This is a genomic window from Pseudomonas putida (assembly GCA_029953615.1).
Classification (GTDB): domain Bacteria; phylum Pseudomonadota; class Gammaproteobacteria; order Pseudomonadales; family Pseudomonadaceae; genus Aquipseudomonas.
Window position 1 is genome coordinate 3,043,746 of the sequence record CP124529.1, and the last position, 19,767, is coordinate 3,063,512.

18 protein-coding genes, 5 tRNA genes and 1 pseudogene are annotated in these 19,767 nt (G+C 63.7%); 9 read left to right on the top strand and 15 right to left on the bottom strand.

Going from position 1 to position 19,767, the window contains the following annotated elements:
• Positions 1 to 117 precede the first annotated feature (117 nt).
• From QIY50_13885 to QIY50_13930, 10 genes are all read right to left on the bottom strand, one after another.
• Positions 118 to 1,521 carry an amidase gene (locus QIY50_13885; GenBank protein WGV18576.1) on the bottom strand — a complete coding sequence of 468 codons (1,404 nt, stop codon included), beginning with the start codon at positions 1,519 to 1,521 and terminating at the stop codon, positions 118 to 120.
• A 1-nt stretch (position 1,522) separates the two neighbouring features.
• Positions 1,523 to 2,800 carry a Zn-dependent hydrolase gene (locus tag QIY50_13890; GenBank protein ID WGV18577.1) on the bottom strand — a complete coding sequence of 426 codons (1,278 nt, stop codon included), beginning with the start codon at positions 2,798 to 2,800 and terminating at the stop codon, positions 1,523 to 1,525.
• Positions 2,801 to 2,952: 152 nt separating this feature from the next.
• On the bottom strand, positions 2,953 to 3,648 hold the full coding sequence (locus QIY50_13895; protein ID WGV18578.1) for an ABC transporter ATP-binding protein: 696 nt from the start codon (positions 3,646 to 3,648) through the stop codon (positions 2,953 to 2,955).
• The gene (locus tag QIY50_13900) at positions 3,648 to 4,400 is read right to left on the bottom strand and encodes an ABC transporter ATP-binding protein (GenBank protein ID WGV18579.1); all 753 of its coding nucleotides are present in this window, start codon (positions 4,398 to 4,400) and stop codon (positions 3,648 to 3,650) included. Before QIY50_13900 ends, QIY50_13895 begins: the two co-directional genes overlap by 1 nt.
• Positions 4,400 to 5,419, bottom strand: a complete 1,020-nt coding sequence (locus QIY50_13905) for a branched-chain amino acid ABC transporter permease (protein ID WGV18580.1) — start codon at positions 5,417 to 5,419, stop codon at positions 4,400 to 4,402. The genes QIY50_13900 and QIY50_13905 overlap by 1 nt, the downstream gene beginning before the upstream one ends.
• Position 5,420: 1 nt before the next feature.
• Positions 5,421 to 6,281 carry a branched-chain amino acid ABC transporter permease gene (locus QIY50_13910; protein ID WGV18581.1) on the bottom strand — a complete coding sequence of 287 codons (861 nt, stop codon included), beginning with the start codon at positions 6,279 to 6,281 and terminating at the stop codon, positions 5,421 to 5,423.
• 65 nt (positions 6,282 to 6,346) lie between these two features.
• Positions 6,347 to 7,549, bottom strand: coding sequence for an ABC transporter substrate-binding protein (locus tag QIY50_13915; protein WGV18582.1), 1,203 nt, complete (start codon positions 7,547 to 7,549; stop codon positions 6,347 to 6,349).
• 90 nt (positions 7,550 to 7,639) lie between these two features.
• Positions 7,640 to 8,404: an FCD domain-containing protein gene (locus tag QIY50_13920; GenBank protein WGV18583.1), complete on the bottom strand. Its 765-nt coding sequence runs from the start codon at positions 8,402 to 8,404 to the stop codon at positions 7,640 to 7,642.
• Positions 8,405 to 8,646: 242 nt separating this feature from the next.
• A complete protein-coding gene (locus QIY50_13925; GenBank protein WGV18584.1) occupies positions 8,647 to 8,877 on the bottom strand; it encodes a PP0621 family protein in 231 nt (76 codons plus the stop codon).
• A gap of 94 nt (positions 8,878 to 8,971) precedes the next feature.
• The gene (locus QIY50_13930) at positions 8,972 to 9,991 is read right to left on the bottom strand and encodes an outer membrane protein assembly factor BamD (GenBank protein WGV18585.1); all 1,020 of its coding nucleotides are present in this window, start codon (positions 9,989 to 9,991) and stop codon (positions 8,972 to 8,974) included.
• 147 nt (positions 9,992 to 10,138) lie between these two features.
• Between QIY50_13930 and rluD the strand changes: the two genes are divergently transcribed.
• From rluD to QIY50_13970, 8 genes are all read left to right on the top strand, one after another.
• Complete coding sequence (gene rluD, locus QIY50_13935) at positions 10,139 to 11,101, top strand: 23S rRNA pseudouridine(1911/1915/1917) synthase RluD (GenBank protein WGV18586.1); 963 nt, start codon at positions 10,139 to 10,141, stop codon at positions 11,099 to 11,101.
• A complete protein-coding gene (gene pgeF / locus QIY50_13940) occupies positions 11,098 to 11,838 on the top strand; it encodes a peptidoglycan editing factor PgeF (GenBank protein ID WGV18587.1) in 741 nt (246 codons plus the stop codon). Before rluD ends, pgeF begins: the two co-directional genes overlap by 4 nt.
• Before the next feature lie 239 nt (positions 11,839 to 12,077).
• Positions 12,078 to 14,642 carry an ATP-dependent chaperone ClpB gene (gene clpB / locus QIY50_13945; protein ID WGV18588.1) on the top strand — a complete coding sequence of 855 codons (2,565 nt, stop codon included), beginning with the start codon at positions 12,078 to 12,080 and terminating at the stop codon, positions 14,640 to 14,642.
• A 465-nt stretch (positions 14,643 to 15,107) separates the two neighbouring features.
• Positions 15,108 to 15,183: transfer RNA gene (locus tag QIY50_13950), tRNA-Asn, on the top strand.
• A 4-nt stretch (positions 15,184 to 15,187) separates the two neighbouring features.
• Positions 15,188 to 15,266 (top strand) — tRNA-Pro (locus tag QIY50_13955).
• A gap of 6 nt (positions 15,267 to 15,272) precedes the next feature.
• A tRNA-Lys gene (locus QIY50_13960) sits at positions 15,273 to 15,348 on the top strand.
• 47 nt (positions 15,349 to 15,395) lie between these two features.
• Positions 15,396 to 15,472 (top strand) — tRNA-Pro (locus tag QIY50_13965).
• Positions 15,473 to 15,477: 5 nt separating this feature from the next.
• Positions 15,478 to 15,553, top strand: a tRNA-Lys gene (locus QIY50_13970).
• A gap of 180 nt (positions 15,554 to 15,733) precedes the next feature.
• Here QIY50_13970 and QIY50_13975 read toward each other — a convergent pair.
• From QIY50_13975 to QIY50_13990, 4 genes and pseudogenes are all read right to left on the bottom strand, one after another.
• Positions 15,734 to 17,030: pseudogene (locus QIY50_13975) on the bottom strand (NAD(P)/FAD-dependent oxidoreductase).
• A gap of 84 nt (positions 17,031 to 17,114) precedes the next feature.
• Complete coding sequence (locus tag QIY50_13980; GenBank protein ID WGV18589.1) at positions 17,115 to 17,288, bottom strand: DUF3094 family protein; 174 nt, start codon at positions 17,286 to 17,288, stop codon at positions 17,115 to 17,117.
• A gap of 132 nt (positions 17,289 to 17,420) precedes the next feature.
• Positions 17,421 to 18,050: a DUF1780 domain-containing protein gene (locus QIY50_13985; protein ID WGV18590.1), complete on the bottom strand. Its 630-nt coding sequence runs from the start codon at positions 18,048 to 18,050 to the stop codon at positions 17,421 to 17,423.
• A gap of 54 nt (positions 18,051 to 18,104) precedes the next feature.
• On the bottom strand, positions 18,105 to 18,536 hold the full coding sequence (locus tag QIY50_13990) for a hypothetical protein (protein ID WGV18591.1): 432 nt from the start codon (positions 18,534 to 18,536) through the stop codon (positions 18,105 to 18,107).
• 60 nt (positions 18,537 to 18,596) lie between these two features.
• On the opposite strand from QIY50_13990, the gene QIY50_13995 reads away from it, so the two are divergent.
• Positions 18,597 to 19,331 (top strand): energy-coupling factor ABC transporter permease, encoded by a 735-nt coding sequence (locus QIY50_13995; protein WGV18592.1) that lies wholly within the window; start codon positions 18,597 to 18,599, stop codon positions 19,329 to 19,331.
• Positions 19,332 to 19,571: 240 nt separating this feature from the next.
• Here the strand turns inward: QIY50_13995 and yacG are convergent, their stop codons facing one another.
• Positions 19,572 to 19,760, bottom strand: a complete 189-nt coding sequence (gene yacG, locus QIY50_14000) for a DNA gyrase inhibitor YacG (protein ID WGV18593.1) — start codon at positions 19,758 to 19,760, stop codon at positions 19,572 to 19,574.
• Between the last annotated feature and the right edge of the window lie 7 nt (positions 19,761 to 19,767).

The window sequence follows — 19,767 nt, forward strand, 5'->3', positions numbered from 1 at the left end:
ATCGCCGGGGCCGCTGTGCGGCCCGATCGCGACACAAGGCCGCTCCTACAAGGAGTACGCGATCCCCTGTAGGAGCGGCCTTGTGTCGCGATCGGGCTGCAAAGCAGCCCCAGAATGTCAGCGCGGAGTCTGCAAGTGCCGGCTTGGGTAATGCTGCTCATACACCTTGCACACCCGCAGCACCTGCTCATCGGCAAAGCGCCCGGCCACCACCTGCAGCCCCACCGGCAACCCCTCGCGGGTGAACCCGCACGGCACCGAAGCCGCCGGTTGTTGGGTCAGGTTGAAGGGGTAGCTGAACGGCGTCCACTCCATCCACTGCGCCATCCCCGACCCAGGCGGCACATTGTGCCCGGCCTCGAATGCCACCAGCGGGAGCATCGGCGATACCAGCACGTCATAGCGCTGGTGGAAGGCATTCATCCTGGCGATCAACTCTGCCCGAGCCTCCAGGGCCTGGGTGTATTCGCCCAGGCTGGTCAGCGACCCCTGTTCGGCAATCCAGCGCAGCCCTGGGTCAAGCAGCGCCCGCTGTTCATCGTTGAACGCACTGGCCAACCGCGCCGCGCCGGCAAACCACAGGGTATTGAACGTCTCCAGCGGGTCACTGAACCCCGGGTCGACTTCCTCAACCTGTGCGCCCAGCCGTGCCAGGCGTTGCACGGCCTGGGCCACCAGCGCCTGGATTTGCGGGTCGACCTGCACGTAACCGAAATTGGCACTATAGGCGATGCGCAGGCCGCTCAAGTCCTGCTCCTGGCCCAGCCACGGCGCCTGCCGGGGGGCGCCGGCCAGCCCGTCACGGGCATCGGGGCGGGCGACGCAGTCGAGCATCAGTACCGAATCGTCGACGGTGCGCGTCATCGGCCCCAGGTGCGACAGCACGGTCATGGCACTGGCGGGCCATTGCGGTACGTAGCCGAAGGTCGGTTTGATGCCGAACGTGCCGGTAAAGGCGCACGGGATGCGGATCGAGCCGCCGGCATCGCTGCCCTGGTGCAGCACGCCCAGGTTCAGTGCGGCTGCAGCTGCGGCACCACCGGACGAGCCGCCAGCGGTCAGCCGGGTATCCCAGGGGTTGCGGGTGATGCCGTACAGCGGGTTGTCTGTCACCCCCTTCCAGCCGAACTCCGGCGTGGTGGTCTTGCCCACCAATACAGCACCGGCTTCACGCATGAAGGCGGTGAAGGGCGCATCGACTTCCCACGGGCCGGCGCCCGAGGTGGTGCGCGAGCCCTTGCGGGTGGGCATGCCCCGGGTCAGGGTCAGGTCCTTGATCGAGGCGGGTACGCCATCCAGCCGACCGCAGGGCTCGCCACGCTGCCAGCGCTGTTCGCTGGCGCGTGCGGCGGCGCGGGCACCTTCGCCGTCGACATGGCAATAGGCGTTGACCGCCGGGTTGTGCAGGTCGATGCGCGCCAGCACATCGTCGATCACCTCGACCGGGGACAGTTGGCGGCGCTGGTACAACTCGAGCAGTTCGACGGCGGTGAACTCGCCAATCGCGGTTTTCCGGATCATCTCAACGGGCCCCCGTATTGGCGGCCTGGAACATGGCGCGCAGCAGCACGTCGCAGCCATCGGCCAGGTCCTGTGGCGCGGCATTTTCGATTTCGTTGTGGCTGATGCCGCCCTCGCAGGGCACGAAGATCATCCCTGCGGGGCCCAGTTCGGCGAGGAAGATCGCGTCGTGGCCGGCGCCGCTTACGATATCCATGTGGCTCAGGCCCAGTTCCCGCGCGCCTTGGCGCACGGCGTCAACGCACTGCTCGGCGAAGTACAGCGGCGGGAAGTCGGCGGTTGGCGTCAGCTCGAAACTCAGCCCGTGTTTCGCCGTGCTGGTTTCAATGGCCATAAGCACCTCGCTGACCATGGTGGCGAGGTGCTCGGGGTCGAGGTGGCGCAGGTCGATGGTCATCTGTACCTGGCCCGGGATGACATTGCGCGAGCCCGGGTGCAGGTTCAGGCAGCCGACGGTGCCGCAGGCATGCGGCTGGTGAGCGTGGGCCACGCGGTTGACCGCAGCTACCACCTCGGCGGCACCGACCAGGGCATCCTTGCGCAGGTGCATCGGGGTGGGGCCGGCGTGGGCCTCGACGCCGGTCAGTACCAGGTCGAACCATTTCTGCCCCAGGCAGCCCTGGACCACGCCAATGGTGGTGCGCTGGTCTTCCAGCACCGGGCCCTGTTCGATATGCGCCTCGAAGTAGGCGCCGACGGCATGCCCGGTGGGCACGCGCGGGCCGGCGTAACCGATGCGCTGGAGCTCCGCACCTACCGACAGGCCCTGGTCGTCGACCTTGGCCAGGGTCTCTTGCAGGCCGAACTTGCCGGCGAACACCCCCGAGCCCATCATGCATGGCGGGAAGCGCGAGCCTTCCTCGTTGGTCCACACCACCACTTCCAGCGGCGCTTCGGTGGTCAGGTTCAGGTCGTTCAGGGTACGCAGCACCTCGAGGCCGGCCATGACGCCGTAGCAGCCATCGAACTTGCCGCCGGTGGGTTGGGTGTCGATGTGGCTGCCGGTCATCACCGGCGGCAGCGCCGGGTTGCGCCCGGGGCGGCGGGCGAAGATGTTGCCGATTGCGTCGATGCTGACAGTGCAGCCGGCTTCTTCGCACCAGCGCACGAAAAGGTCGCGGGCCTGGCGGTCGAGGTCGGTCAGGGCCAGGCGGCATACGCCACCCTTGGCGGTGGCGCCGAGCCGGGCCAGGTCCATCAGCGATTGCCAGAGGCGTTCGCGGTTGACCAGCGGGCCCTGGCCGAGCAGGTGCTGCGAGGGATCGATGCGGGTGTTCATGGTTCATCTCTCCTGAAAGTACTGGGGGGCTTGTGCCGGCCTCTTCGCGGGCTTGCCCGCTCCCACACGGGTCTCACCTCTCTCAGGCTTGTGGAGTAGCTGTGGGAGCGGGCAAGCCCGCGAAGAGGCCGATACAGAAAAACGGATCTGGGTCAGGCGCTAAGGGCCAGATAACGGTTCTTGATACTCGGATCCTCGCGGAACTGCGCCGCACTGCCCTGATAGGCAACCCGACCCTGCTCCAGCACGTAATGGCGGTCAGCCAGGGCGTCGCAGACCATCAGGTTCTGCTCTACCAGCAAGATCGACAGGCCTTCGTCCTTGATCCGCCGCAAAATTTTCACGAGCTCGTCGACAATCACCGGGGCCAGGCCTTCAGTCGGCTCGTCGAGGATCAGCAACTTCGGCCCGTTGAGCAGGGCGCGGGCGATGGCCAGCATCTGCTGTTCGCCGCCGGAAAGGGCGAATCCGCCGTTGCGGCGCCGTTCCTTCAGCCGTGGGAACATGCTGTACACGTCTTCCAGCTGCCAGCGGCTGTCCTTGCGTACGGCAATCCTCAGGTTTTCCTCCACGCTGAGCTGGCGAAAGATGCCGCGGTGCTCCGGCACCAAGGCAATGCCGAGTCGGGCGATATCGAAGATTTCGCGGCCGACCAGCTGCTGGCCGTTGAAGCTGATCTGCCCCTGCCGTGGGCGGACGATGCCTAGAATGCTGCGCAGGGTGGTGGTCTTGCCTGCGCCGTTGCGCCCCAGCAGGGTCACCAGTTCGCCAGCCTCGACCTTGAGCGAGACGCCTTCGAGCACATGGCTCTTGTCGTAGTAGGAATGGATCGATTCGACGTTGAGCATCAGGCAGCCTCTCCAAGGTAGGCGGTGCGGACACGCTCGTCGTTGCGCACCTGTTCAGGGGTACCCTCGACCAGGATCTGGCCGTGGCTCATCACCGTGATGCGCTGGCTGATCGACATGACGATGCTCATGTTGTGCTCGATCAGCAGTACGGTATGGTCGCGGCCAAGGTCGCTGATCAGATCGGTCATCACCGGGATGTCGTCGATGCCCATGCCCGAAGTGGGCTCATCGAGCATCAGCAGTGCAGGTTTGGCGCAGATCGACATGCCCACCTCCAGCACCCGTTGCTGGCCGTGCGACAGCTCGCCGGCCAGGGTCGCGGCGCGGGCAGTCAGCTTCAGGCGCTCCAGCATCTGGTCGGCAGTGTCCCAGTGGCTGCGCTTGTGCTCGACGCTGCGCCAGAAGTTCAGCGCACCCAGGCCATCGCGGCCCTGGGCGGCCAGGCGCAGGTTCTCGCGTACCGACAGGTTCTGGAACAGGCTGGTGAGCTGGAACGAACGAGCCATGCCCAGGGCCACGCGCCCGTGGGACGGCTTGCGGATGATGTCCTGGCCGTTGAACAGGATCTTGCCCGCGGTGGCCTGGCGCTCGCCGGTCAGGCAGTGGAACAGGCTGGTCTTGCCGGCGCCGTTGGGGCCGATGATGGTGTGGATGGAACCGGCGCGAACCTTGAGGTCGACGCCCGCAACCGCCTTGAACGGCCCGTAGGCCAGCTCCAGCTGGCGGGTTTCCAGGAGGTAGTCGCTCATTACAGGGTCTCCTTGGTCTTGGCCTGGGGTTTGTCATTGGCGTTGCGGGTAGCCAGCAGGCGCTTGCCCAGGCCGGCCAGGCCGCCCCACAGGCCACCACGCATGAACACCACCACCAGGATCAGGATCACCCCCAGCAGCATCAGCCAGCGCGGCCACAGTTCTGACAGCACATCACCCAGCAACACGATGGCGCCGGCCCCCAGCAGCGAGCCGAACAGCGAGCCGGTGCCGCCGACGATGGTCATGATCAGAATGTTCTCGCTCATCATCAGGTCGATGTTCGACAGCGGCGCAAAGTGCAGCAGCATGGCGTACAGCGCCCCGGCGATACCGGTGATGGCCCCCGACAGCATGAACACCAGGATCTTGAAGTGGCGGGTGTCGTAGCCGATGGCTGCGGCGCGGGTCTCGTTTTCGCGGATGGCCAGCAGAGTGCTGCCGAATGGCGAGCGGATCACCCGCAAGGCGCCGGCAAAGATCAGCAGGAATAGCACCGCGACGAACACATAGAAGTGCCGTGGGTCGGCCAGGTCGACCAGCACATGGCCGGCGATTTCGATATTGGGCCTAGGCACATCGAGCAGGCCGTTGTCTCCGCCGGTCCAGCCGCTGAGGGTGTAGGCCAGGAAGTAGGCCATCTGGCTGAAGGCCAGGGTCAGCATGACGAAGTAGATGCCCGTGCGGCGGATCGCCAGGGCACCGACCAGCAGCGCCAGGAAGGCACCGAACACGGCTGCGCCCAGCAGCGCGGCGAACATGCCCCACTGCAGGTGGATCATCAGCAGCGCTGCGCCATAGGCGCCCACGCCAAAGAAGATGCCTTGGCCGAACGACAGCAGGCCGGTGTAACCGAGCAGTAGGTTGCAGGCCAGCGCCGCCAGGGCAAAGATCAGGATCTCAGTGGCCAGGGTGGCCGATGGCAGCAGCAGTGGCAGCGCCACCAGGCTGGCGACCACCAGCAACAGCAGGGTCGGGGCGCGGCCCTTGGCGACCGGCAAAGGGTTTTTTTCGCTCATCTCAGGCTCTCCCGAACAGGCCATAGGGACGGACCAGGATCACGGCGGCCATGGCGCCGTAGATCATCAGGCTGGCGCCTTGCGGCCAGAGGCTGGTCATCATGCTTTGCACCACACCCACCAGCAGGCCGCCGACCAGTGCACCGCCGAACGAGCCCATGCCGCCGATCACCACCACCACGAAGGCGATGCCGAGGATTTCCGGGCCGACGAAGGGCTGGGCACCGCGCAGCGGCGCGAACAGCACACCCGCCACACCGGCCAGGCCCACGCCCAGGGCGAAAGTCAGGGAGAACAGGCGGAAGATGTTGGTGCCCAGCAGTGACACGGTTTCGGTGCTTTCGCTGCCGGCCCGCACCAGGGCGCCGAAGCGGGTGCGCTCCAGCAGCAGCCACAGGCCAAGGCCGATCAGCGCGGCGAAACCGATCAGGAACAGCCGGTAGTAGGGGTAGATGAAATCACCGACGATCAGCACCCCGCGCAGCTCCGGCGGCACCGCGATGTTCTTGCCCACCGGGCCCCAGATCAGTACCGAGGCTTCCTGGATGATCAGCGCGATACCAAGGGTGACAAGGATCTGGAACGTGTGTGGCAGGTGGTAGATGCGCTTGATCAGCAGGCGCTCGACCGCCCAGGCCAGCGCTGCCACCACCAGGGGGGCGATCAGCAGGGCAAGCCAGAAGTTGCCGGTAATGGCGACAGCGGTGTAGCACAGGTAGGCGCCCAGCAAGAAAAACGCGCCGTGGGCAAAGTTGACGAAGTTGAGCAGGCCGAAAATGATCGTCAGGCCAACGGCGATGAGGAAGTAGATCATCCCCAGGCCCAGGCCGTTGAGCAGTTGGAACAGGTACAAATCGAGCATGAGCGTGCCCTCGACAGCGCGCGGTGCGGCTGCCTGTACGAGTGTGTGTGACTGACGCCGCGGCTTCAGGCCAGGGCGCAACCGGTGTGGTCGACTTCGACGAACGAGCGGCCCGAACTGATGACTTCGGCCAGGTCGTCCTCGTCGCGCATCTGCGCCTGGGGCTTGCCGCGCAGCAGGTAGTAATCCTTGAGCACCTGGTGGTCGCCCGGGCGGATCAGTTCTTCACCGGTCGGGCCCTGGAAGCGCATGCCCTGCAGCGCCGCAGACACGGCCGCACCATCCAGGCTGCCGGCCTTGATGATGGCTTCGAGCATGACCTTGGTGCCGATGTAGTCGGCCGCCAGCGGGTAGTTGGGGTTGATGCCATAGGCCTTGCGGGTGGCCGCGACCAGCTGTTTGTTCAGTGGGGTATCGACCTGGTGCCAGTATTGCGCGCCCAGGTACACGCCTTCGAGGACGTCGCTGCCCAGCTCCTGGAACTGGTCGAGGCCGGCGGACCACACCATCAGCACTTTCATGCGCTCCTTGATGCCGAAGTTCACTGCCTGGCGCAGGGCGTTGGATGCCTGGCTGCCAAAGTTGAGCAGCACCAGCACGTCGGGCTTGGCGGCGATGGCGTTGGTCAGGTAGCCGGAAAACTCCTGCTCCTGCAGCGAGTGGTAGCTGTTGCCGATGTGTTCCACGCCGAGCTCGGCGAACACCTTGCGGGCATTGTCCAGCAGGGCATCGCCGAACACGTACTGGGGGGTGATGGTGTACCAGCGCTTGGCCTGGGGCAGCTGGCGAATCATCGGCACCAGCGTTTCGCGAATGGCGCCGTAGGTGGGCACCGACCAGCGGAAGGTCGAGGCGTTGCAGTCCTTGCCGGTGATTTCGTCGGCGCCCACAGGCGTCATGAACACGCCGCCGGCCTTGTGGATTTCCTTCGACACCGCCAGTGCCGAGGACGACAGGGTACAGCCCTGGAAGAAGCGTGCGCCATCCTGACCGATGGCTTCCTGCACCTTGCGCACCGCCTTGCCGGCGTTGCCTTCGGTGTCGATGACCTTGTACTTGAGCGGGTGGCCGAGCAGTTGCGGGTGTTCGGCGATGGCCAGACGCGAGCCCATGTCGGCGTACTTGCCGTAACTGGCGAAGGCGCCAGACATCGACTTGAGCCCATAGAAGGTCAACGGTTGGTCGGCGAATGCCCGGTGCGCCCCCAGGGGGAGGCTACCTAAGGCACCCAGGGCAAGGCCTGCCTTGAGCAGGGTACGTCTTTGCATGAGTAACTCCTTGGTTGTGGTTATTAGGCAGGAGTGGCAATGACAAAGCGGGTACGGCCGGGCCTGTGTGCAGGCCTCTTTCCAGGCGGATCAGTGGTGGTGTTCGAACTCCAGCAGGAAATTGCGGGCAACCTCGCCTTCCAGCGCGGTCATGTGGTGTTCGGCGTCGCACATGTGTTCGTGCATCAGCCGGCGGACGGCGGGCTCATCGCTGGCGCGCAGGGCGGTGAGCAGTTGCTTGTGGTAGGCGATGTTGGCAGCGGCGAACTGCTGGCGCTTGGGCAGGTAGGCCTTTTTCAGCACCACCAGGTCGCGCAGCAGGTCGTTTAGGAACACCGCCATGAAACGCAGCAACGGGTTGGAGCAGCGATCAGCCAGCAGGGTGTGGAACTCCAGCTCCGCCAGGCGCTGTTCACGCTGGCCTTCCTCGCTGTCCTCCGGTGCGCTGCAGAAGTCGATGTTGGCCTGCAGCGCGGCGTAGTCGGCTTCGCTCAGCTTGCCCATTACCGACACCGCCAGCTCCACCTCGATGACCTTGCGCAGCTGGTACACCTGCTCGCCGTCCAGGTGCTGGAAGTGCAGGTAGTTGCGCAGCGCGCGGCTGGCAGGTTCGGTGCCTACTTCATTGAGGTAGGCGCCACCGCTCGGGCCAGTGCGCGTGCTGACCAGGCCCTCGACCTCAAGCGCCTTGAGCGCTTCGCGGGCGGTGCCTTTGGAGCATTCGAAATGCTCCATCAGCTCACGCTCGGTAGGCAGGCGGTCGCCGGGGTGCAGTGCTTCGGTGACGATCGAGCGCTTTACCGATTCGACGATCACATCGGACAGCTTCTGCCGCTTGCGTTTGGGTTTGAGCATTTCGCTATTTTTCATATTTATGCGGATAAATAGGATTTAGCGAGTTTTGCCGGGGCGGGTCAATGCTGGCGGCGGGGGAGGGGTCGCAAATGGTGCGAAAGGGTCGGGGAGGGATAAGTGATGCTGGATTCACTGGCCTCTTCGCGGGCACGCCCGCTCCCACTGGTACTGCAAAAGGCCCAAGGCCTGCAGGGTTCCTGTGGGAGCGGGCGTGCCCGCGAAGGGGTTCAGGTGATTCAGGTTCAGTTCTGGCGGCCGGGGCCCTGTTGCAGGTGCGCCTGGCTGCAATACCACTCGTTGCCCTGCTGCAGTGCCCGGTCATTGGGCAGGTGCACGCCGCAATGGGCGCAGCGCACCATCTTCAGCGGCGCATCCAGCTTCGCCTCGGGGTGCGACTGTTGGCTGGCTTTGAACTTGCGCCACAGCCAGAACGCGGCGGCGATCAGGGCGATCCAGAAAAGTAGGCGAACCATGGTGTCCAGCTTGTCGGTTGAAGAAGCCGACAGTCTAGGACGCGGCCAACAAAAAAGGGAGGCCCGAGGCCTCCCTTTCATGTAGCGCTGTGTATCAGTCGAACAGACCAAAGGTCATGTAGCTGAACCAGGAGCGGTCCTTCTCGGCTTCCTTCGGCCCTTCCGGCACGATCGGGTCACCGTTCTCGTCAGTCGGCAGCAACTCGCGTGGCATCTCGTCACGCGCGTCCTGGAACTGCTTGACCACGTCCTGGTTGGCGCGGGTTTCGCCCGGCGGCAGCGGGGTGTCGGTTTCGATCAGGCCCAGGGTGGCCTTGGACAGCCAGCCACGGCCGTCAGACTCGGTCTGCTTGGGCTGGAACTCGCCATCTGCCAGGCTCGGGTGGTCCGGGTAGTTGAGCTTGAGGGTTTCCAGGCTGGTGGCGGCCAGTTCGTCCAGGTGCATCTTCTGGTACGCCTCGACCATCACCGCCAGGCCGTCGCCGACCGATGGGGTTTCCTGGAAGTTCTCCACCACGTAGCGGCCACGGTTGGCAGCGGCTACATAGGCCTGGCGGCTCAGGTAGTAGTCGGCCACATGGATTTCGTACGAAGCCAGCAGGTTGCGCAGGTAGATCATGCGCTGCTTGGCGTCGGGCGCGTAGCGGCTGTTGGGGAAGCGGCTGGTCAGCTGGGCGAACTCGTTGTACGAGTCGCGGGCAGCGCCCGGGTCACGCTTGGTCATGTCCAGCGGCAGGAAGCGCGCCACCAGGCCACGGTCCTGGTCGAACGAGGTCAGGCCCTTGAGGTAGTAGGCGTAGTCGACGTTCGGGTGCTGCGGGTGCAGGCGGATAAAGCGCTCGGCCGCCGACTTGGCCGCCTCGGGCTCGGAGTTCTTGTAGTTGGCGTAGATCAGCTCGAGCTGCGCCTGGTCGGCATAGCGGCCAAACGGGTAGCGCGACTCCAGGGCCTTGAGCTTGTTCACGGCGCTGGTGTAGCTGGAGTTGTCCAGGTCAGCTTGTGCCTGCTGGTACAGCTCGGCCTCGCTGAGGTTCTCGTCAATCACTTCTTTATTGGAGGAACAGGCCGCGGTGAGCCCGAGGATGGCGATCAGCAGCAGGTGTTTCACTTGCATGGCGGCTTGCGTCCCTTTGACGGCCGCTGTCTTGGGCGGTGCCGTCCTGTTATGATGAGCGCCCCGGCCAACCCCGGGACAAAAGAAGTCGTATTTAACCACAAGCTCGCAGCCGAAACCAAAGGCTGTGCGCCCGCCGAATCGAGCATGTCCGAGATCATTCAACTTAGCGCAGAGGTCCCGTCCGAACTGGGCGGTCAACGCCTCGACCAGGTCGCCGCCCAATTGTTCGCCGAGTACTCGCGTTCCCGGCTGACTTCGTGGATCAAAGAAGGCCGCCTGACGGTCGACGGTGCCGTGGTGCGCCCTCGAGACCTCGTCCATGGTGGCTCGCAACTTGTCCTGGAGGCCGAGCAGGAAGCCCAGGGCGAGTGGGTCGCCGAAGATATCGAGCTGGATATCGTCTACGAAGACGACCATATCATGGTGATCAACAAGCCTGCCGGGCTGGTTGTGCACCCGGCCGCCGGGCATGCCAGCGGGACTTTGCTCAATGCACTGCTGCACCACGTGCCTGACATCGTCAACGTACCACGCGCCGGCATCGTCCACCGCCTGGACAAGGACACCACCGGCCTGATGGTGGTGGCCAAGACCTTGCAGGCGCAGACCCGGCTGGTCGAGCAGATGCAGGCGCGCAAGGTCAGCCGTATCTACGAGTGCATCGTGATTGGCGTGGTCACTGCCGGCGGCAAGATCGATGCCCCGATCGGCCGCCACGGCGGCATGCGCCAGCGCATGGCGGTCACCGACGGCGGCAAGCCGGCGGTAAGCCACTACCGTGTTCTCAAGCGCTTCCGCTCGCACACCCACGTGCGGGTCAAGCTGGAAACCGGCCGTACCCACCAGATTCGCGTGCACATGGCCCACGTCGGCTTCCCGTTGGTCGGCGACCAGACCTACGGCGGGCGCTTCCGTATTCCGCCGGCAGCCAGCCCGACCATGGTCGAGGCGGTGAAAACCTTCCCGCGTCAGGCACTGCATGCCCGCTTCCTGGCATTGGCCCACCCGATTACCGGTGAAGTCATGAAGTGGGAATCGCCGCTGCCGGATGACTTCGTCTGGTTGCTGTCGCTGCTGAACCAGGACCGCGAGAGCTTTATCGGATGAGTGGCCTGACCCAGTCGCTGCTGTTCCCCGACTGGCCGGCCCCGGCCTCGGTGCGCGCCTGTGTCACCACCCGCCAGGGCGGCATCAGCCTGCCGCCCTATGAAACCTTCAACCTTGGCGACCATGTAGGGGACGACCCTGCCGCGGTGGCCGAGAACCGTCGTCGCCTGAGCGACGAATTCGCCATCCAGCCGGCCTGGCTCAAGCAAGTGCATGGGCTGGTGGTGGCGGATGCCGACCCGGCCGTGGTGGCCGAGGCCGACGCCAGCTGGACCGACCAGCCTGGCATCGCCTGCACCGTGATGACTGCCGATTGCCTGCCTGTGCTGTTCTGCGACCGGGCCGGTACCCGCGTGGCGGCAGCGCATGCTGGCTGGCGCGGGCTGGCTGGTGGTGTGCTGGAGGCTACCCTGGATCGCCTGGCACTGCCGCCCGAAGAGGTGCTGGTGTGGCTGGGGCCGGCAATTGGCCCGCAGGCGTTCGAAGTGGGGCTGGAGGTACGCGATGCCTTTACGGCGGTGCACCCGGAAGCGGCCAGGGCGTTTGTCGATGGTGCCCGGCCGGGCAAGCTGATGGCCGACATCTATGAGCTGGCACGCATTCGCCTGGCGGCGCGTGGGGTAACGGCCGTTTATGGCGGCGGCTGGTGCACGGTCAGTGACGAGCGGTTCTTCTCCTATCGCCGTACTCCGCAGGGTGGGCGGTTTGCTTCCCTGGTGTGGCTGGAGCCGCGCTAGCCTGCACGGGCCTCTTCGCGGGCACGCCCGCTCCCACAGGTAATTCACAACCGTAGAAACCTGTGGGAGCGGGCATGCCCGCGAATGCCCCTCCGCCAATCCAACAGGTTGACATTGGTCAACCCCGCTACGCTTGAATCTTCCACAATCAGCCTTATCTATAAGGTCATCTCAGGCAGGTTTCTTCATAAACAGGCGCTGTCCATCGCTCCGACCTGCCCTTTAAAGGAAGGTACCCCATGCGAATAGACCGTTTGACCAGCAAGCTGCAGCTTGCAATATCCGATGCCCAATCCCTGGCCGTTGGCATGGACCACCCCGCCATCGAGCCCGTGCACCTGTTGCAGGCACTGCTCGAGCAGCAGGGCGGTTCGATCAAGCCGCTGCTGATGCAGGTTGGCTTCGACATCAACAGCCTGCGCCAGGCGCTGGTGAAAGAACTCGACCAGCTACCGAAAATCCAGAACCCCACCGGCGACGTAAACATGTCGCAGGACCTGGCGCGGCTGCTCAACCAGGCCGACCGCCTGGCCCAGCAGAAGGGCGACCAGTTCATTTCCAGCGAGCTGGTGCTGCTCGCCGCAATGGACGAGAACAGCAAGCTCGGCAAGCTGTTGTTGGGCCAGGGCGTGACCAAGAAAGCGCTGGAAAACGCCATCAACAACCTGCGCGGCGGCGCGGCCGTGAACGACGCCAACGCCGAGGAATCGCGCCAGGCGCTGGACAAGTACACCGTCGACCTGACCAAGCGTGCCGAAGAAGGCAAGCTGGACCCGGTGATCGGCCGTGACGACGAAATCCGCCGTACCGTGCAGGTGCTGCAACGCCGCACCAAGAACAACCCGGTGCTGATCGGTGAGCCTGGCGTAGGTAAAACCGCCATCGCCGAAGGCCTGGCCCAGCGCATCATCAATGGTGAAGTACCCGACGGCCTCAAGGGCAAGCGCCTGCTGGCGCTGGACATGGGCGCATTGATTGCCGGTGCCAAGTACCGCGGCGAATTCGAAGAGCGCCTGAAAGGCCTGCTGAACGAGCTGTCCAAACAGGAAGGCCAGATCATCCTGTTCATCGACGAACTGCACACCATGGTCGGCGCCGGTAAAGGCGAGGGCGCCATGGACGCCGGCAACATGCTCAAGCCGGCCCTGGCCCGTGGCGAGCTGCACTGCGTTGGCGCCACCACGCTGAACGAGTACCGCCAGTTCATCGAGAAGGACGCGGCCCTGGAGCGCCGTTTCCAGAAGGTGCTGGTGGAGGAGCCGAGCGAGGAAGACACCATCGCTATCCTGCGTGGCCTGAAAGAGCGCTATGAGGTGCACCACAAGGTGGCCATCACCGACGGCGCCATCATCGCTGCGGCCAAGCTCAGCCACCGCTACATCACCGACCGTCAGCTGCCGGACAAGGCCATCGACCTGATCGACGAAGCGGCCAGCCGCATCCGCATGGAGATCGACTCCAAGCCGGAAGTGCTCGACCGCCTCGATCGCCGCCTGATCCAGCTGAAAGTGGAATCGCAGGCGCTGAAGAAGGAAGAAGACGAAGCGGCGAAAAAACGCCTGGAGAAGCTGACCGAGGAAATCGAGCGGCTGGAGCGTGAGTACGCCGACCTGGAAGAAATCTGGGCCTCCGAAAAGGCCGAGGTGCAGGGCTCGGCGCAGATCCAGCAAAAGATCGAACAGGCCCGCCAGGAGCTGGAAGCCGCCCGTCGCAAAGGTGACCTTAGCCGCATGGCCGAGCTGCAGTACGGGGTGATCCCGGACCTGGAGCGCAGCCTGCAGATGGTCGACCAGCACGGCAAGACCGAGAACCAGTTGCTGCGCAACAAGGTTACCGAGGAAGAAATTGCCGAAGTGGTGTCGAAGTGGACCGGCATCCCGGTGGCCAAGATGCTCGAAGGCGAGCGTGAAAAGCTGCTGAAGATGGAAGCGCTGCTGCACCAGCGCGTGATCGGCCAGGGCGAAGCGGTAACCGCCGTGGCCAACGCCGTGCGCCGTTCGCGTGCCGGGCTGTCCGACCCGAACCGGCCGAGTGGTTCGTTCATGTTCCTCGGCCCGACCGGGGTGGGCAAGACCGAGCTGTGCAAGGCGCTGGCCGAGTTCCTGTTCGACACCGAAGAGGCGATGGTGCGTATCGACATGTCCGAGTTCATGGAGAAGCATTCCGTGGCTCGCCTGATCGGCGCCCCACCAGGCTATGTAGGCTATGAAGAGGGCGGTTACCTGACCGAGGCGGTACGGCGCAAGCCCTACTCGGTGGTGCTGCTGGACGAAGTGGAGAAGGCCCACCCGGATGTGTTCAACGTGCTGCTGCAGGTGCTGGAAGACGGCCGCCTGACCGACAGCCACGGGCGCACCGTGGACTTCCGCAACACCGTGATCGTGATGACCTCCAACCTGGGCTCGGCGCAGATCCAGGAACTGGTGGGTGACCGCGAGGCACAGCGTGCGGCTGTGATGGATGCGGTGGGTTCGCACTTCCGTCCGGAATTCATTAACCGTATCGACGAAGTGGTGGTGTTCGAGCCGCTGGGCCGCGAGCAGATTGCCGGCATTACCGAAATCCAGCTGGGCCGCCTGCGCAGCCGCCTGCTGGAGCGCGAACTGTCGCTGAGCCTGAGCCCGGAGGCCTTGGACAAGCTGATTGCCGTGGGTTACGACCCGGTGTACGGCGCACGGCCGCTGAAGCGGGCGATCCAGCGCTGGATCGAAAACCCGTTGGCGCAGTTGATCTTGGCAGGCAAGTTCATGCCGGGGACGGCGATAACTGCCAAGGTGGAAGGCGACGAAATCGTCTTTGGCTGATCTGCTTCACCATGAGCCCCGCTTTTGCGGGGCTTTTTCTTGCCTGTTTTCCTGTGCCGGCCTCTTCGCGGGTAAACCCGCTCCCACAGGATTACCTACAGGTAAAAGGCCTGTGCAGTACCTGTGGGAGCGGGTTTACCCGCGAAGAGGCCGGCACAGCCCCAGCAAATCCGGGGCTTTCCAGCCTTCTTGGATAACTTGCTGAAATTTTTGAAATTTTTGCTTGCATCTAAAATCGGGTGCCCCTAATATACGCCGCGTTGTCAGGCACCAAGCGAATCACCAGCAACATCGGTGGCCGCAAAACAACTTACAAATCAGTAAGTTGAATGAAAAAAAGTGGTTGACAAGCAAAACGAAGAATGTAGAATAGCCGGCCTCAGCAGCTGTAACGCGAAAGCGTAAAGCCAAAGAGACCGAAGCTAACACAAGCTTCGAAGCTGTAAAGATGTGCCGAAGTTCAGTTCCGCGATAGCTCAGTCGGTAGAGCAAATGACTGTTAATCATTGGGTCCCTGGTTCGAGTCCAGGTCGCGGAGCCAATCTCGGGGTGTAGCGCAGTCCGGTAGCGCGCCTGCTTTGGGAGCAGGATGTCAGGAGTTCGAATCCCCTCATCCCCCGACCATTTTCCGGGTCGTTAGCTCAGTTGGTAGAGCAGTTGGCTTTTAACCAATTGGTCGTAGGTTCGAATCCTACACGACCCACCATGTAAAAAGGGCATCTCAAGCGAGATGCCCTTTTTCTTTAAGTATCACGGGGTGTAGCGCAGTCCGGTAGCGCGCCTGCTTTGGGAGCAGGATGTCAGGAGTTCGAATCCCCTCACCCCGACCATTTACGGGTCGTTAGCTCAGTTGGTAGAGCAGTTGGCTTTTAACCAATTGGTCGTAGGTTCGAATCCTACACGACCCACCATGAAAAAAAGGGCATCTCGCATGAGATGCCCTTTTTTTTGCCAGATTTTTGGGCCTGCGTTGCAGGCCATCGCGACACAAGGCCGCTCCTACAGAAGGACCACGTACCGCAGATATTGCGCGGTCGTTTGTAGGAGCGGCCTTGTGTCGCGAAAGGGGCGCAAAGCGCCCCCAGCAATCTTCAGTGCAACTTCAACCTAGGCTCGGTACCCCGGCCAATCTTGCTACCCAGCATCATCAACGCCGTGCGGAAGAACCCGTACAACGCCATCTGGTGCATCCGGTACAGCGACACGTAGAACATCCGCGCCAGCCAACCCTCCAGCTTCACGCTGCCCATCAGGTTACCCATCAGGTTGCCCACCGCCGAGAAGCGCGACAGCGACACCAGCGAACCGTAGTCCTTGTACTCATAGGTTGGCAGCGCCTTGTTCTCCAACCGCGCCTTCAAGCTCTGCGCCAGCATCGAAGCCTGCTGGTGCGCCGCCTGGGCCCGTGGCGGCACATTGCGGTCGCTGCCCGGTTGCGGGCAGGCGGCGCAGTCACCGAAGGCAAAGATATTGTCGTCGCGGGTGGTCTGCAGGGTAGGGCGCACCACCAGCTGGTTGATGCGGTTGGTTTCCAGGCCATCGATGTCCTTGAGGAAGCCCGGCGCACGAATACCGGCCGCCCACACCTTCAGGCTGGCCTGGATCACTTCACCGTGCCTTGGTTTTCAGGCCATCCTCGGTCACTTCACTGACGGCGGCATTGGTCATCACCTTCACCCCGAGCTTTTCCAGGGTCTTGTGCACCGGCACGCTGATGCGCTCCGGCAGCGCCGGCAACACGCGCGGGCCTGCCTCGATAAGGGTGATGTGCATGTCCTTGGGCTGGATACGGTCCAGGCCATAGGCCGCCAGTTCGTGGGCCGCGTGGTGCAGCTCGGCTGCCAGTTCCACACCGGTGGCACCGGCGCCGACGATGGCCACGCTGATTTTCTCGCTGGCCACATCACCGGCATGTGCACGCAGGTAATGGTTGAGCAACTGCTGGTGGAAACGCTCGGCCTGCTTGCGGGTGTCGAGGAACAGGCAGTGCTGCGCCGCGCCCAGGGTACCGAAGTCGTTGGTGTTGGAGCCCACGGCAATGACCAGCGTGTCGTAGCCCAGGGTGCGCGCAGGCAGCAGCTCGCGGCCCTCTTCATCGAGGGTGGCGGCCAGTTGAATCTGCTTGCCTTCACGGTCCAGGCCGCTCATGCGCCCCAGCTGGAAGTTGAAGTGGTTCCACTTGGCCTGGGCCACGTAGTTCAGTTCGTCTTCCGAGGAGTTCAGCGAGCCGGCGGCCACTTCGTGCAACAGTGGCTTCCAGATGTGCGTGAGGTTGGCGTCGACCAGGGTGATCTCGGCCTGCTTGCGCTTGCCCAGGCTTTTACCCAGGCGGGTCGCCAGTTCCAGGCCGCCGGCGCCGCCGCCGACAATCACGATGCGATGAGTCATGGGGATATCTCATAAGGTTTACGGAATGCGTGGCCCCAGGGGCCGGCCGCAAACTGCACGAGGGGAGGGCGAGCGCGAAGCAGCTCATAGCACCAGTCCACTGAGCAGGCGGCTGATGAGACCCAACCCGATGGTCACGGCCACCACCAGCACAAGGAGCAGCCACGGCCGAAAGGGCCTGCGCTCGACTTGGTGCTGGGGGGCTCGCAGATACTCATCGACACGACGCTGATCTTCCGGATTCAGGCGGCTGGTCATGGTGGGCCTCGTCAGGTAGACGTTTGTGACTGCGTAAACGCTACAGCGTTCACGCAAGCGCTTGAAGCAAATGATAAGGCTTTCTATCTCTGGCGCCGAGTGTACGCCATCGCAAACACTCGCTGCAGTGGATCAAAGACTGATGCCCACGTCGAAAACAATGCTGCGGCCCAGGTTGCCTCGCAGAAAGTCCGGTGCGTCGGGGTGGGCGAACAGCACCCGGGCAAAGGTCGGCCCCACCAGCGACAGCGAGCGCCAGCCCTGGCGCAGGTATTCGGTGGGCGGTGGGAAATGGGTGTTGAGGTCGAGCACCTCGCGCTTGAGGCTGGCGAAGGCGATGATGTCCAGCTCGTTCAGCTCCAGCCCGCGTTCCCGGTAGTTGTGCGCCTTCTTGCGCAAGGTCGGCGCCAGGCGCCCCAGCAGCTCGGTGGCACTGATGCGCCGCGGGCGTGCTTCGCGGCGTACCAGCTGCGCCAGGGAGAACGCACTGCGCCGGCGCTGCAGCTCTTCGCGCCATTCATCGTTGAGCCGGCGGCCCTCGTCGAGCACGAAAAACACCTCGAAGGCCGCGTCGCGGAACAGCACGTCTGGCGGCTCTTGCCCGGCCGGGGTGAAATCCTCGCTGCGGTAGGGGATGTTCAGCCCCTGCAACAGGCGTTGGCACACCCAACGCTCCCGCTCCCACTTGCGGGCGTTGGAGAGAAAGGCATTGGCTTGTTCGGCCTGGATAGTAAGCAGGCGCAGGTAGTCTGAGTCATCCATGGGACAAGCTTAGACGCTAATCGATGACGATAAGATGCTGTTTGTGCGCAGAAATCAGCCCAGCACCGGCCACTGCTGGACTACCCCCAGCAAATGCACCAGGCCGAAACCCAGGCAGACCAGTGAACTGACTATGATGAAACGCCGCGAACGCCCGGTACCGGCCAGCAGCACGGGGCCCAGCAAGCCGCGGGCGAGGAACACCAGGGTGATCAGGCAGATGGCCGGCAGCAGCAGGGGCAACCGCCCGATCGCCCCGGCAGCCGACAGGGCATAGGCCGACCAGACCAGCAGCACGCAGGCGATAGCGGCCGTGATCAGCCCCGGGTACCAACGGCCCTTTTCAGCGGCTACGGCCATGCGCTCGCCAGCCCCGAACAAACGGTACCAACGCGGCCCGACGGCGATGATGGCCAGGTGAAGCACGCCGATAATGGCGTTGAGTGCCGCTGCCAGCAGCAGGGCGAGGTTGAGTCCTTCAGCCATGAACAATGCTTCCTGCATCGAGTGAGGGCGACAGCCTACCGCAGCCGAAGGGACTGGAGAATGGGTGTAGACTCGTTTTTTATCCACAAGGCAGCAAGGGGTATTTATCAGGTGATCAGCGCGCAGGTGTTGTCCGGCACCACCCTTACGCTTGGCTGGCTGGGTTATCTGCCGTTGCTGATCTGGTCGGTCAGCCGGGTGGGCTGGGTCGAGCTGTTCACTGACCGGCGCCGCCAGCATCTGCTGTTTGGCACGGTGTTCTGCCTGTTTGCGCTGTGGTTGGTGCGGCGTGATTTCGATACCGGGGTTTCGTACCACTTTATTGGCATGACGGCGGTCACGCTGCTGTTGGACTGGCCACTGGCGGTGCTGGGTGGGTTCATGGCCCAGCTTGGCTTGCTGGTGCTGGGGCGCCAGGACCTGGCAGCGCTGGGGGTGAATGGCTTGTTGCTGGTTGGCCTGCCGGTGCTGATAGCCGAAGCGTGCGCGATCGGAGTCGAGCGCGCCCAGCCGCGGAACCTGTTTGTGTATATCTTCTGTTCAGGGTTTTTTCCGGCAGCCTTGACGGTGCTGGCTTGCCTGTCGGTCGGGCTGGGGCTGTTGTGGCTGGATGGGCGCTTCGCCATGCCGGAGTGGCTCAGCGATTTTGTCGGCTACCTGTGGCTGATGATGTTCCCCGAAGCGTTCATCAACGGCACGGTGATCAGCGCGCTGGTAGTGTTTTGCCCGGAGTGGCTGGAAACCTTCAACCGCACGCGGTATCTGCAGGCGCCGTGGAAGGAGGATGAGCAGTGATTAACCGGGTATCGGCAACAACGCGATCCCTCCTTGCAGGAGCGGCCTTGTGTCGCGAAAGGGCCGCAAAGCGGCCCCGACAATCTTGAGTCAACACTGAAATCGGGGGCTGCTTCGCAGCCCTTTCGCGACACAAGGCCGCTCCTACAGAGGTACCGCGCCAGTCTTGAAGATTTGTGGGACTCCTTGTGGGAGCGGGCATGCCCGCGAAGAGGCCGGCACAGTCACCCTAACATCAGCTCAATGCCGCGGCTCCAGGTCCCCGGAATACAGCTCATCCTCGGACTCTTCCGCCCCCGGAATCTTGTGCTCTTCAGCCGCCCAGGCCCCCAAATCGATCAGCTTGCAACGGTCCGAACAGAACGGCCGGAACGTGCTTTTCTCGTTCCATTCCACAGGTGCGCCACAAGTCGGGCAGTCGACGGTCAAATGGCTG